This window comes from Terrabacter tumescens, from assembly GCF_014646815.1.
In the GTDB taxonomy this organism is placed as follows: domain Bacteria; phylum Actinomycetota; class Actinomycetes; order Actinomycetales; family Dermatophilaceae; genus Terrabacter; species Terrabacter tumescens.
In genome coordinates this window covers 560,671-573,651 of sequence record NZ_BMNZ01000003.1, presented here as the reverse complement: position 1 = coordinate 573,651, position 12,981 = coordinate 560,671, and the positions used below count along the sequence as shown (strand labels likewise).

Below are 12,981 nucleotides of genomic sequence, written 5' to 3'. Positions count from 1 at the left end.
GCAGCGCAGCACGCGTCAGTACGGGTCGTCAGGGTGGGTCTCGGGGCCGCTTGGTCTTCAACCAGCAGGGCCGCGCCCCTCCGCCCGCGGTCACCTGGGGGGCGTCCGGCTCCGGGCCGATGCCCTACTGGTGGGACCCGCTTCCTCCCTGTCGGTCGACGGAGTCGGGGAGGTGCTCGTCCATGACGGCGCGGGCGAGCGCCACCACCCCGATCCCGGCCTTGGCGGCGGCATGCTGAAGGTCCGCGCTGGCCTGCTCGGCACTCACACCGCGAGCGGCGACGATGACACCGACCGCAACGTCGATGGTGTGCATCTCGTCCAGTCGGACCGGTGTCCTGGCTGCCTCGAGGCGAGTGGTGAAGCCGAGGTCGGCGTTTGCGACGGCTCCCGGCGCCCACGCCCCGAAGAGCTCGGCCAGCTCGTCCGCACGTCCGGAGAACGTGTCGGAGCCGCTGCCGTAGAGGTTGACGCCGCCGATCACGGTGGCGCCATCGAGGATGGGAAGCGAGAGGGTGCTGAGGATTCCGCGCGCAGCTCCCGCCCGTGCGAACATCTGCCACCGTCCCTCGTCGAGCAGTTCCCTGTGGTCAACCTCCAGGACCTCGGCGGACGCGGCTGCCTCGAGGCAGGGACCCCCGTCGAGGTACTGCAGGCCGTCGAGCACGGCAGTGTCCTGGTCGGTGGCGACGTACGTCAGCGTCACCCCCTGGGCGACGAGCCCGAGGCTGAAACCGACGACGTCGGGCACCAGTTCCTGGAGTCGGTTCGCGGTGTCGGCCAGCTCCTCCTTCAGGCGGTGGTCGTCATATCTGCCCAGTGACTCGAGGGCGTGCACGGTCTCCGGTAGGGGCTCCACGAGGGCCCCCTACCCACCCGTCCTGGTCCGACACGAGGCGGGCTCGTCACGCTCGGTCGGCTGGCCGGACCGACCCTCATCGGTGCGTGCTGCGGCACCGTCGCAGGGCCGTGATCACCTGGCTCTCCCGACGAGCCAGCTCCAGCAGCTCGGGATTGACCCTGCTGCCTCCGGGATGTGACGGCTCGACCACCGTCGCGACGGCGCGGGCCCGGTCCTCCAGGTCGGCGAGCTCGGCGATCAGCTCTCTGATGCTCTTGCTGTTCTCAGCCGTCTGCATGATCACTCCATGGGTCTCGACCCACCGCGACCTCGACGTCCACGGTGGCAACTGTCCGCCGTGGTTGGAGGCAACTCCAGAGTGCGGATGCCGTCGTCCCCGTGTCAAGGGCATCCCATCCGCGGTCGGGTGGTCCGGGCCGGCCCCTCCAGCGGACGCGACCGGCCTCGGCGCCAGGAGTAGCGCGCCGAGCACCGGGTAGGGGATGGGCTACACCCACCCAATCTCGAGGAGGACCCCCGTGGAGGAGCCCCGCACGCCGCCATCCGTCGACGAGCCCACGACGCCGCAGGAACCGTTGGAGCCGCAGCCGGACCAGGCCGGCCCGGAGGTGGTCTCGGCCACCGGCAAGCCCACGGGTGCACCGCCGACCGCTCGCTCCCAGTCGGGCGCCTACCTGACCACGTCGCAGGGCCTGCGCCTCAAGGACACCGACCACTCCCTCAAGGCGGGCCGGCGCGGGCCGACGCTGTTGGAGGACCACCACCTGCGCGAGAAGATCACCCACTTCGACCACGAGCGCATCCCGGAGCGGGTCGTCCACGCCCGCGGCAGCGGTGCCCACGGCGTCTTCCGGGGGTATGGCACCGCCGCGTCCGTATGCCGCGCCGGTCTCTTCGCGGCGGACGTGGAGACGCCGGTGTTCGTCCGTTTCTCGACGGTGCTGGGCTCGCGCGGATCGGCTGACACGGTCCGTGACACGAGAGGCTTCGCCGTGAAGTTCTACACCGACGAGGGCACCTTCGACCTCGTCGGCAACAACATGCCCGTCTTCTTCATCCAGGACGGAATCAAGTTCCCGGACGTCGTGCACGCAGCCAAGCCGCACCCCGACCGCGAGATCCCCCAGGCGCAGTCGGCGCACGACACCTTCTGGGACTTCGTCTCGCTCCACACCGAAGCCCAGCACCACACCATGTGGAACATGTCCGACCGAGGGATCCAGGCGTCGTTCCGGACGATGGAGGGTTTCGGCGTCCACACCTTCCGGCTCGTCGACTGGGAGGGGGCCACGACGCTGGTGAAGTTCCACTGGAAGCCCAAGGCAGGGGTGCACTCCCTCGTCTGGGAGGAGGCCCAGCTCGCCGCGGGCGGCGACCCGGACTTCCACCGACGGGACCTGGCCGACGCCATCGAGGCGGGCTTCCTCCCGCAGTGGGAGCTCGGCATCCAGACCTTCCCGGACGAGGAGGACGAGACGTTCGAGGGGATCGACCTGCTCGACCCGACGAAGCTCGTCCCCGAGGAGCTCGCGCCCGTCCAGCCGATCGGGCTGATGACCCTGACCGCCAACCCGAGCAACTTCTTCGCCGAGACCGAGCAGGTGGCCTTCCACGGCGGCAACCTCGTCCCGGGCGTCGAGGTGACCAACGACCCGCTGTTGCAGGCCCGACTCTTCTCCTACGTCGACACCCAGCTGACGCGGCTCGGCGGACCGAACTTCAACCAGATCCCGGTCAACCGACCGCACGCCCCCGTCAACGACATGCTGCGCGACGGCTTCCACCAGCACGCCGTGCACACGGGCGTGGCGCCCTACCGGCCCAACTCGCTCGACGGTGGATGCCCGTTCACCGCGGGCGAGGCGGACGGGGCCTTCGTCCAGGTCCCGGCACAGGTCGCCGAGGGGCAGAAGGTGCGGGCGGCGGCCCGGTCGTTCGACGACCACTTCTCGCAGGCCCGGCTCTTCTACCGGTCCATGAGCCCGGTCGAGCAGGACCACATCAAGGCTGCCTACTCCTTCGAGCTCGCCAAGTGCTACGAGCTCGCGGTCCGGCAGCGCCAGCTGCAGTGCCTGGCCAACATCGATGGCGATCTCTGTGGCGCGGTCGCGCAGGCCCTCGGCATGGTGGCGCCCGCCCCCACCATCGAGCTGGTCGACGCCGAAGCGAGCCGAGCCCTCTCGCAGGTCGGCACGCCGTTCCCGGTCGAGGGTCGCAAGGTCGGGATCGTCGTCGACGCCGTCGGCGACACGGACCTCGCGGCCGCCGTCGTGGACGCGGTCACGGAGGCGAGGATGGTGCCGTTCGTCGTGGGCCCCCACGGCGGCATGCTCGACACGCTCACGGTGGCCAGGACGTATGCCGTTTCGCGGTCGTTCGAGCTCGACGCGGTCGTCGTCGTGAGTGGCGCTCCGGCCCGGGACGCCATGCCCGGCCTGGACGCCCGTGCGGGTGAGCCCCAGGCGCAGCCGGTGGCAGACGCGGCAACGGTGGGCCTGGACCCGCGGATCGCGCTGCTGCTGGGTGAGATGTGGCGTCACTGCAAGGTCGTCGCCTCGGTGGGGGAGGAAGGCGACCGCGCGCTCGCTGCTGCCGGCATCCCGGGTGAGGCTCCCGGCGTCGTCCGTGAGTCGGACCCGCAGGCCGTGGTGACGGACGTGGCGGAGCTGCTCGCGCTGCACCGGGTCTGGGACCGGTTCACCCCCGTGTCCGGCTGAGGCTGGTCACCACAGGCGAAGGCCAGGCCCATGGAGGCCTGGCCTTCGCCTCGTGCGGGTGGCTCAGGTCATCGGCTGACCACCGGTGACGGCGAGGACCTCACCCGTGACGTAGCTGGACTCCTGAGAGGCCAGGAACACGTAGGCGGGGGCCACCTCCGCCGGCTGTCCGGCACGGCCCAGCGGGGTCTGTTCACCGAAGGACTCCACCGTGTCACCGGCCATCGTGGCCGGGATGAGGGGCGTCCAGATGGGACCCGGCGCGACGGCGTTGACGCGAATCCCCTTCTGCGCCAAGCCCTGAGCGAGTCCCTGGGTGAAGGCGACGATGCCTGCCTTGGTCGTCGCGTAGTCGAGCAGCTCCGGTGACGGCTGGCGCGACTGGATCGATGAGGTGTTGATGATGGTGGCCCCCGCCTGCAGGTGCGGCAGGGCCGCGCGGGTGAGCCAGAACATCGCATACAGGTTCGTCCGCATGACCCGGTCGAGCTGCTCGGTGGTGATGTCGGCGAGGCCGCCCGGCTGGGCCATCTGGTATGCCGCGTTGTTGACGAGGATGTCGAGCCCCCCGAGCTGCTCGACGGCCTCGTGGATGAGACGCTCGCACTCCTGCTCCTGGGTCAGGTCGGTCAGGCAGACCGCACCTGTCCGTCCCGCCTCCACGACGAGGCGACGGGTCTCCTCGGCGTCCTGCTCCTCCTCGGGCAGGCAGGCGACGAGGACGTCAGCGCCCTCTCTCGCGAAGGCGATGGCCACGGCCCGGCCGATGCCGGAGTCGCCACCGGTGATGACGGCTCGCTTGCCCTCGAGCCGCCCGGAGCCGCGGTAGGACTCCTCGCCGTGGTCGGGCTCGTCGCCCATCTGTTTCGTGAGGCCGGGGTGGTCGATGGTCTCGCTGTCGGCGGGCTGGTCGAACTGTTCGCTCGGATCCTGAGGCGTCGTCTGGTCGGACATCCGTCCACTCCTGGTCGTCGTGGCTTCGCTGGTGTGCCCTGCCTACCCAGCGGACCGTTCGTCAAGCGGCGTTCTCGGTGACCGGCTCGGTGCCCCGGAGCAGCCGCACGACACCTGCTCGCGCCGCGCCGGAACGGGGTGCCCACGCGCACCTGACGGCGGTCAGGCTCCGGTGTGCGGCGTGACGTCGACCGCGCCCGTGTCGATGACGTCGAGGGCGACGTCATGCAGCTTGCGGTTCGTGTTCTGGCTCGCGATCCGCAGCAGGTCGAAGGCCTGGTCGCGCGTCAGCTTGTGCTGGCCCATGAGGACGCCGGTCGCCGTTCCGATGTCGCGGTTCGAGGCGAGTGCCCGCTCGAGGTTGTTGGCCCGATCAAGGAAGTGGGCGGCCGTGACCGCCTGGGCGGCATGGGTGGTGAGCAGCAGCCCCTCGGCCAGGTCGCGGTCGTCGAAGGCGTCGACGTCCTCGGCGTACAGGTTCATGCCGGCGATGACCCCTGTCGACTCGAGGTTCATCCGGTAGGACAGCATGCTGTGCAGGCCGAGCTCCGATGCGACGCGACGGCCGTACTCAGGCCAACGCTTGTCGCGAGCGAGGTCCTTCGGCTGGTAGATCGTCTGGTCGACGATGGCATCGATGCACGGGCCCGATCCCAGCGCGTACTGGATGGCGTCGGCCTGCCGCGCGACCTCGTCCGTGGTGGCGGCGGTGACGAATCGGTCGTGCTTGAGGGTCGTGATGCTGGCCGCCCTCGCTGCCGGCACCCGCTCGACCGCCAGCTTCGTCACTGCCTCGAAGGGACTCGGCAGGGGCGAGCTCGACAGCTCGTCACCCAGTCGCTCGAAGTCCTCGGCGACGCGGCGGAGGTGGTCGGCGACGTCGTGGCCGGTCGTCGTGTCGTTCATGTTCAGCTCCGTCTGACCCATCCGTCGCGGACGACGCTGGGACGATTCAGGGGCGGAGACTCCGGATCGGGTCACCGTCACGGTGGGGATGGTCGGCTCGAACCGGCCCTACAGTGACCTACCCATGCTTCGCGACCTTCAACTGCGGCGAGGCAGGTGCGACGTGTGGCAGCTCGCTCGCCCTCGACGGCAGACAGTGTGGCGCGAACGGCAGCGTTGTGGCTGGTACGAGCGGGTAAGGGCGCCTTGTGGAACCGATACCGGAGACGAGAGTGGCCCTGCGCAAGCTGGACGAGATGGGTGACGGGCGGTTGGGAAGCGACCTCGGCGAGGCCGCCTTGGCGCTGAGCGCCCGGGTGCCCGGGCTTGTGGGCTTCAGCATCACGGTGGTCGAGCAGGGCATCACCTTCACCTACGTCGCGACCTCCTTGCCGCTGGCCGCCCTGGACGCCCTGCAGTTCCTCGACGGTGGACCGTGCGAGGAGGCCGTCGGCACGGCAGCCATCGTCGAGGCGGACAGCTCGGCGCTGCTGGACGAGGGCCGGTGGAGCCTGTTCGCGCGGGGGACAGGCTCGCGCGGGGTCGGGAGCACCCTGTCGCTGCCGATCCTCGACGGCGACAGGGTCGTCGGCGGCGTCAACGTCTACGGCGCCGGCCCCGAGACCTTCACCGGCCGGCACGAGGAGGTGGCTGCCCTCTTCGGTGCCTGGGCGCCGGGGGCCGTCACGAACGCCGACCTTTCCTTCAGCAGCCGACTCGAGGCCACTCATGCGGTCGCACGGCTCGATGACCTGGCCGTCATCGACATGGCCGTGGGCCTCCTCGTGGCGGCGCACGCGGTCCCGCCGGCGCAGGCGAGGCAGCGACTCGAGCAGGCGGCCGCGCGGGCAGGGGTGAGCGTCATGGAGGTCGCACGCCTCCTCGTCGACACCGGCACGCTGCGTTGACCGGCGTCACCGCAGCACCCCGCCCGCAGGGGGCGTCTGACCCGCCTGCGGCGGGAAGGACACGGCATCCAGCAGGCCGGCTGGGTAGGTGGCGGACATGATCGACACCGTCATCCTCGACGTCGACGGCACGCTCGTCGACAGCAACTACCACCACAGTCTCGCGTGGTCGCGCGCCTTCTCCCGGTGCGGCCTGGACGTGCCGCTCTGGCGCATCCACCGGGCCATCGGCATGGGCGGTGACAAGCTCGTCGCCGAGGTCACAGACCAGGGCACCGAGGAGCAGCAGGGCGATGCCCTCCGCGACAAGTGGACCGAGGAGTTCGACCAGCTCATCGGCGAGGTCAGACCGTTCGCCGGGACCCGCCCGCTGCTCGACACGCTCAAGGAGCGTGGGCTGCTCGTGGTGCTGGCGAGCTCAGGGCAGACCCAGCACGTCGAAACCTTCCTCGACCTCTTCGACGGCCGCTCTGTCGCGGACGCCTGGACGACCGCGGACGACGCGGAGGAGAGCAAGCCGGCAGCGGACCTGCTCCACGCCGCGCTGGACCGCGTGCACGGCTCCAGCGCCGTCATGGTGGGCGACGCGACGTGGGACGCCCGCGCCGCCGGCGCAGCCGGGATGCCCTCGCTCGGGTTGCGCACCGGCGGTTTCGGTGAGGCTGAGCTGATCGAGGCAGGCGCCGCGGCCGTCTTCGAGGGGCCGGCAGCGCTGAGGGACGCGGTGGCCGAGGGACTCCTGCAGCGGTGGTGAACGCACGAGTGCCGGGCGTCCTCCTGGGACGCCCGGCACTCGTGTCCTCCCCGACCGACGGGGTGGCAGCTCAGTGTGCCGAGCGTCCGCTCGTGCCGACGCTGCGCGAGGAGGAGCCTTCGTCCACGGAGGCGTGACGGCCGCGCGAGAGTGCGACGCCGAGCAGCACCATGCCGAGGCCGACCAGGAGGTGCAACCCGTTGTCGGCCGAGTTGACCGGCACGACGTTGGCCGCCGACTCCTTGGCGACGACGAGGCCGACCGCCAGGCCTGTACGTGGCGTGAGCGTGCCCAGACCAGGCTCGTCCACACGCTCTCCGTCGCTGACGCCCAGGCGATGAGACGGCCGAAGGTTTGCAGATGCGTGCGGCGGGTACACCTCTCGTCAGGACGGCGCACCGCATCCCGACGCTCAAGCAGTGGGCTGGCCACGGGACCGGCGCCGATCTCGGAAGGGGTTGTGAACCCATGACCGACCGAATGACTGAACGATTCGACACTCCCGACACGGCCAGCACGTCGGAGACCGACGTGCCTGTCTACGGGGGCACCGACCCGCTCGCCACCACAGGCACGAGCGAGACGGTGACCCGTTCCGCCGCCGTGGACGAGGCGACCCTCGGCCAGGCGCCCGGCACCGGCTCCTCCAGCGGCTCGAGCGCCAAGGAGCACGCCGGTGCGGTGGCCCAGGACGCCAAGGAGAGCACCAAGAACGTCGCGTCCACCGCGGCCACGGAGGCCAAGGACGTGGCCCAGGAGGCCAAGACACAGATCCGCCAGCTCTTCAACCAGCTGACCGGTGAGGCGACCGACCAGGCGTCCGGCCAGACCCAGCGTGCGGTCGGGGGCCTCCGGTCCCTGAGCAGCGAGCTGTCCGGCATGGCCCAGAGCCAGCAGGGTGAGTCCGGCATGGCGTCCGACCTTGCCCGGCAGGGGGCTTCGCGGCTCGACGCCGCTGCCAGCTGGCTCGAGGGCCGGCAGCCGGGCGAGATCCTCGACGAGGTGCGGTCGTTCGCCCGCCGTCGTCCCGGTACCTTCATCGCCGGCGCCGCGATCCTCGGCATCGTCGGGGGCCGCCTGACTCGTGGCCTGACGGGCGACTCGTCCAGCCAGTCCTCGACCAGCCAGGGGTCTGCCGGCACGTACGGCGTTGCCGGCAGCCCCGTGAGCAGCACCCCCTACGGTGCTGGCACGGCATACGGCCAGACGGGCGCGGGCACGGCCTACGCCGCGCAGGATCTCGAGACGGGCTACGCCGGTGAGACGGCGGGCCCCGCCTACGGCGCCGACCCCCTCGACCTCGAGGGCACCGACCCGTCGCGCGTCGACGCGGGCATCGACCCGGCCACCTACACCCACCCCGGGTCGTCCACGGGGGTCTCCGGGGAGACGCGATGAGTACGGCCATCCCCGAGGGCCAGTACAGAGCCCCGACGACGCCCGAAACCGGGTACCAGACCGGGTACGAGGACGTCCACGAGACGGGTCATGAGAAGGCCGAGACCGCATCCATCGGTGAACTGGTCGCTGACGTCAGTCAGGGTTTCTCGACCCTGCTGCGCCAGGAGATCGCTCTGGCCAAGGCCGAGGCGAAGCAGTCCGCCACCCAGGCCGGCAAGGCCGGCGGCAAGCTCGGTGGCGCGGCGCTGGCCGGCTGGATGGCGGTGCTGTTCCTGTCCCTCGCGGTCTGGGAGTGGCTCTCGTCCGCCCTGGACAGCCGGGGCTGGGCCGCCGTCATCGTCATGGCCGTGTGGGCCGTCATCGCAGCGGTCCTCGCGAGCATGGGCCGCCGCGATCTGAAGAACATCCAGGGAATGGAGCGCACCGTGGAGACCACCAAGAAGGTCCCCGACGCACTCAAGGGACACGAGGAGACGTTGTGACCACGAACTACCCGTCCACCAGTGACGACCCGGAGGTCATCCGGGCCGACATCGAACGCACCCGTAGCGAGCTCAGCCGTGACGTCAACGCGCTCGGTGAGTCCGTGACCCCGGGTCACATGGCCCGTCGTGGAGCCGACAAGGTCAAGGACCGGGCTTCCGGTCTCAAGGACTCCATCATGGGCTCCGCCTCAGACGCCGGCCACGCCACGGCTGGCACCGCCTCGTCGATGACCTCCAGCGTCGGCGACACGGCGCACGGCGCAGCCAGCACCGTCAAGCGCCAGGCGCGCGGAAACCCCTTGGCGGCAGGCCTGGTCGCCCTTGGGGCCGGCTGGCTTGTCGGCTCGCTGCTCCCCGCGAGCAGCAAGGAGACGCAGATGGCCGAGGCCGTCAAGGACCGTGCCGCCCCGGTGCTCGAGGAGGCCCAGTCGACGGTCAAGCAGGTGGCGCAGGAGAGCGCGCAGAACCTGAAGGAGCCCGCCCAGGACGCCGTCCAGACGGTCAAGGAGCACGCTCAGAGCTCCGTGGAGACGGTGAAGCAGGAGGGCCAGTCGGCGGCCTCGGACGTGAGCCAGAGCGCCAAGAGCCACGCCGACGAGGCGGGCGCCACCTCCGGCAGCTGACAAGCCCGTCGAGCCTCCGGCTCAGACACCAACGGCTCCCGACCGCAGCAGCGGTCGGGAGCCGTTCTCGTCGGTCGGCGAGCGCCCGCCGGTCAGCCCTGCTTCGCGGTGGTGGCGAGTCCCTCCATGAAGTAGCGCTGCCCGAAAGCGAAGACGATGATCATCGGCAGCGTCGCGACGAGCGTGGCGGCCATCGCGATCTCCCAGTGGTACTCGCCGGACAGCGCGAACCCGTCAACGATCTGCTTGAGACCGCGGGGCATGGTGAAGTACTCCTCGGTCTGGAGGTAGATGAGGGGCTTGAGCAGGTCGGACCAGCTGGCCTGCAGCTCGAAGATGAAGACGATGATGAGGGCGGGCCGGCAGAGCGGCAGGGCGATCCGTCGGAACAGGCCGAAGTGGCTGCAGCCGTCGATGCGCGCGGCCTCGAAGAGCTCGCGGGGGATGCCGAGGAAGAACTGGCGCATGAGGAAGATGTAGAACGCCGAGCCGAAGAGGTTGCCCGCCCAGAGCGGCACCTGGGTGTCGACGAGCCCGACCTGGTGCCAGATGAGATAGACGGGGATCATCGTCACCGCCCCGGGCAGCATCATCGTGGCGAGCACGAGCCCGAAGAGGGGCCCGCGCAGGCGGAACCGGAAGTAGGCGAAGCCGAAGGCGACGAAGGCGCTCGAAAAGGTGACGGCCAAGGCTGCCATGAGCGAGACCATGCCCGAGTTGAGCAGCCAGCGCAGCACCGGTCCGGCGTTCCACACCTCGAGGAAGTTCGACCACTGGACCGTCTCGGGCACGAGCTTGTTGTCGAAGACCTGTGACTTGGGCTTGAGCGACGCGCTGACGAGCCAGACGAGTGGGTAGGCGAAGGCGAGGCTGAAGACGAGGAGGAGCAGCCAGCGCAGGACCATGGCCGGGCCAACGCGGCGCCGGCTCCCCGCCGGTGAGAACGACTGGCGCTCCAGCACCTTCGCCTCCGGCTGGAGGGACGGTTCGGTGGGCGGGGGGACCGGCCTGAGGTCAGTGGTCATCGCGTCGACCCTCCTTCGTAGTAGACGAACCGGTTGCCGACCCGAACCTGGATCACGGTGATGACGAGGATGATGACGAAGAGCAGCCACGCCATGGCCGAGGCGAAGCCCATCTTGAAGAACTCGAAGGCGTTCTGGAACAGATAGACCATGTAGACGAGCGACTCGTCCGAGGCGGTCGCCTTCTGCTGCGGCCCGTAGAACATGGTGTACGCCTGGTCGAACATCTGCATGGCGGCGATCGTGTGCGTGATGATCGTGAAGAACAGCGCCCCGGAGATCATCGGCAGGGTCACGCTCACGAAGCGCCGTACGGGGCCGGCGCCGTCGAGGAGCGCAGCCTCGTAGAGCTGGCGCGGGACGTTGTTGAGCGCAGCGAGGTAGATGATGATGCTGCCGCCGACCGTCCAGAGGCTCACCACCGCCAGCGAGGGTTTGAGCCACGCAGGGTCGGTGGTCCAGTCGGGACCGTTGATCCCGAACCAGCCCAGGACCTGGTTGACCAGGCCCCGCTGTCCGTTGAGCAGCAGCAGGAACATCGCGCCCGCCGCGACGGCCGGGGTCATGACGGGGAGGTAGAAGACCGTCCGGAAGAAGCCGGAGGCGCGACCGACCTTCTGCAGCAGCATCGCCAGTGCGAGCGCGACGACCGTGCCGAGCGGGACGAAGAGGGCGGCGTACACGAACGTGTTGGCCAGCGACTTGGCCACCCGGGGGTCATCGAGCAGCTGCTGGTAGTTGGCCGTCCCGACGGAGTGCGCCGGGTCGACGAGCGAGTAGTCGGTGAACGACAGCCACAGGCTCGCGACCATCGGGCCTGCCGTGAAGACGACGAAGCCGATGATCCACGGCGCGATGAAGAGGTAGGCCGAACGGGCCTCCCGGCGCTGCAGCAGGCCCCGACTAGCCATTGCCGTTGGCCTTCGTGAAGGCTGCCTCCGCCTCCTTCTGGGCCTGGTCGAGGGCCTGTTGCGCGGGCTGGCCACCGAGGGCGCGGGTGACGGCGCTGCGCCAGGCGGCGTCGATCTCGGCGCCTGCGGGGGACGGGTTGAGCGCGACGGCAGAGTCCAGGGTGGCGTAGTAGTTGTCGATGGCGCGCTTGAAGCCAGGGTCCGGCACGTTGGTGACGTACTTCGCCCGGATCTCCTCGTCGGCCGCCTTGTTGGCCGTGAACAGCCCGGTGAAGAAGCTGTTGTCCTTCTTCACCTTCGCCTCGCGGGCGTCGGCGGCCTTGAGCCAGGTCTCCTTGGTCGTCATCGTCTTGGCCCAGGCGCAGGCGGCCGTGGCGTTCTTGGACCCCTTGGGGATCGCCCAGGCGCTGCCGCCTACCATGCTGACGGGCTTGCCGTCGTGGTCGGTGAACTGGGTGCTGTCGAGCTTGAGGCCCTTGCCGATGAAGTCACGCAGCACGTTGACGTACCAGTTCTCCATGGGGAAGGCGGCGACGCTGCCCGCGGACAACGGGTTCTTCTCGCCGAAGATGTCGAAGGAGTCGCGGAAGGACTTGAAGCTCGTCCAGCCGCCCTGGTCGTCGATGAGCCCGACGGCATAGGCGAGGGCCTCCACCGCCTTGGGATCGTTGAGGTTCGGTGCGCCGTCCTCCTTGATGATGGTCGCTCCGTTGGCCGTGGCCCACAGCGGGAAGTACTCCGGCAGCTTCGGGTCGTAGCCGATGCGCTGGAGCTTGTTGCCGTTCTTCTGGAAGAGCTTGGCGCTCGTGGCTTTCAGGGCGTTCCAGTCCCTCGTCTGGATGTCGCTCACCTGGACACCGGCCTGCTGCAACGACGTCGTGTCGATGAGGTTGGTCGTCACGACGTAGAACTCGGGGATCCCGTAGACCTTGCCGCCCAGGGTCACCGACTTCATGGCGGCCTCGCGGTACTGGCTCGTGTCGACCTGCTGGTTCGAGATGCAGTCCTCGAGCGGGACGATGGCGCCCTTCTTCGCGTACGTCCCGATCAGGTTCCGGTCCATATAGACCAGGTCCGGCGGGTTGCCGCTCGCGAGCGCCGTCAGGAACTGCTGCGCGTCGAAGTCGCCCTTGTTGTTGGTGACCGTCACCGACGGGTAGGCAGCCTTGAACGCTGCGATGCGTGCCTGGCCCACCTCGTCCTCACCACCGAAACCCATGATCTTGAGCGCACCGGTCGGCGCGGCCCCCGGGGTGGCGCCGCCGCCGGAGTCGCCGGACTTGGAGCCGACGCCGGCGCAACCGCCGAGCAGGGCTGTGGCGGCCATCGCGGCCACGAGCATCGAACGCTTCACTGGACTTCCTCTCGGACGAACGACGTCATCAAGAGGCGTGTA

General features: G+C 69.6%; 14 protein-coding genes. 6 read left to right on the top strand and 8 right to left on the bottom strand.

Annotation, left to right across the window (positions count from 1 at the left end):
- Positions 1–124: 124 nt before the first annotated feature.
- Together IEY30_RS10095 and IEY30_RS10090 are read right to left on the bottom strand one after the other, a co-directional pair.
- A complete protein-coding gene (locus IEY30_RS10095; RefSeq protein ID WP_030193786.1) occupies positions 125–859 on the bottom strand; it encodes an ANTAR domain-containing protein in 735 nt (244 codons plus the stop codon).
- Between the two features lie 76 nt (positions 860–935).
- On the bottom strand, positions 936–1,139 hold the full coding sequence (locus IEY30_RS10090; protein ID WP_156035090.1) for a hypothetical protein: 204 nt from the start codon (positions 1,137–1,139) through the stop codon (positions 936–938).
- A 205-nt stretch (positions 1,140–1,344) separates the two neighbouring features.
- Between IEY30_RS10090 and IEY30_RS10085 the strand changes: the two genes are divergently transcribed.
- Positions 1,345–3,579: a catalase gene (locus IEY30_RS10085; RefSeq protein ID WP_052358295.1), complete on the top strand. Its 2,235-nt coding sequence runs from the start codon at positions 1,345–1,347 to the stop codon at positions 3,577–3,579.
- A gap of 63 nt (positions 3,580–3,642) precedes the next feature.
- Here the strand turns inward: IEY30_RS10085 and IEY30_RS10080 are convergent, their stop codons facing one another.
- Positions 3,643–4,533 (bottom strand): SDR family oxidoreductase, encoded by an 891-nt coding sequence (locus IEY30_RS10080; RefSeq protein ID WP_030193795.1) that lies wholly within the window; start codon positions 4,531–4,533, stop codon positions 3,643–3,645.
- Between the two features lie 162 nt (positions 4,534–4,695).
- Positions 4,696–5,439 (bottom strand): GAF and ANTAR domain-containing protein, encoded by a 744-nt coding sequence (locus tag IEY30_RS10075; protein WP_081920365.1) that lies wholly within the window; start codon positions 5,437–5,439, stop codon positions 4,696–4,698.
- A 272-nt stretch (positions 5,440–5,711) separates the two neighbouring features.
- Between IEY30_RS10075 and IEY30_RS10070 the strand changes: the two genes are divergently transcribed.
- Together IEY30_RS10070 and IEY30_RS10065 are read left to right on the top strand one after the other, a co-directional pair.
- Positions 5,712–6,386, top strand: coding sequence for an ANTAR domain-containing protein (locus IEY30_RS10070; RefSeq protein ID WP_030193801.1), 675 nt, complete (start codon positions 5,712–5,714; stop codon positions 6,384–6,386).
- A gap of 97 nt (positions 6,387–6,483) precedes the next feature.
- Positions 6,484–7,140, top strand: a complete 657-nt coding sequence (locus IEY30_RS10065; protein ID WP_030193804.1) for an HAD family hydrolase — start codon at positions 6,484–6,486, stop codon at positions 7,138–7,140.
- A gap of 70 nt (positions 7,141–7,210) precedes the next feature.
- Here the strand turns inward: IEY30_RS10065 and IEY30_RS10060 are convergent, their stop codons facing one another.
- A complete protein-coding gene (locus tag IEY30_RS10060; protein ID WP_030193807.1) occupies positions 7,211–7,450 on the bottom strand; it encodes a DUF4383 domain-containing protein in 240 nt (79 codons plus the stop codon).
- 170 nt (positions 7,451–7,620) lie between these two features.
- Here IEY30_RS10060 and IEY30_RS10055 point away from each other — a divergent pair, with 170 nt between their 5' ends.
- From IEY30_RS10055 to IEY30_RS10045, 3 genes are read left to right on the top strand one after another with little or no spacing between them, the layout of a single operon-like run.
- Positions 7,621–8,538, top strand: coding sequence for a hypothetical protein (locus IEY30_RS10055; protein ID WP_052358297.1), 918 nt, complete (start codon positions 7,621–7,623; stop codon positions 8,536–8,538).
- Positions 8,535–9,023 carry a phage holin family protein gene (locus tag IEY30_RS10050; protein ID WP_030193814.1) on the top strand — a complete coding sequence of 163 codons (489 nt, stop codon included), beginning with the start codon at positions 8,535–8,537 and terminating at the stop codon, positions 9,021–9,023. The genes IEY30_RS10055 and IEY30_RS10050 overlap by 4 nt, the downstream gene beginning before the upstream one ends.
- Positions 9,020–9,649, top strand: coding sequence for a DUF3618 domain-containing protein (locus IEY30_RS10045; protein ID WP_030193816.1), 630 nt, complete (start codon positions 9,020–9,022; stop codon positions 9,647–9,649). The genes IEY30_RS10050 and IEY30_RS10045 overlap by 4 nt, the downstream gene beginning before the upstream one ends.
- A gap of 92 nt (positions 9,650–9,741) precedes the next feature.
- Here the strand turns inward: IEY30_RS10045 and IEY30_RS10040 are convergent, their stop codons facing one another.
- From IEY30_RS10040 to IEY30_RS10030, 3 genes are read right to left on the bottom strand one after another with little or no spacing between them, the layout of a single operon-like run.
- Positions 9,742–10,674 carry a carbohydrate ABC transporter permease gene (locus IEY30_RS10040; RefSeq protein ID WP_229674927.1) on the bottom strand — a complete coding sequence of 311 codons (933 nt, stop codon included), beginning with the start codon at positions 10,672–10,674 and terminating at the stop codon, positions 9,742–9,744.
- Positions 10,671–11,585, bottom strand: coding sequence for a carbohydrate ABC transporter permease (locus tag IEY30_RS10035; RefSeq protein ID WP_081920322.1), 915 nt, complete (start codon positions 11,583–11,585; stop codon positions 10,671–10,673). Before IEY30_RS10035 ends, IEY30_RS10040 begins: the two co-directional genes overlap by 4 nt.
- Complete coding sequence (locus IEY30_RS10030) at positions 11,578–12,939, bottom strand: ABC transporter substrate-binding protein (protein WP_081920323.1); 1,362 nt, start codon at positions 12,937–12,939, stop codon at positions 11,578–11,580. Before IEY30_RS10030 ends, IEY30_RS10035 begins: the two co-directional genes overlap by 8 nt.
- Between the last annotated feature and the right edge of the window lie 42 nt (positions 12,940–12,981).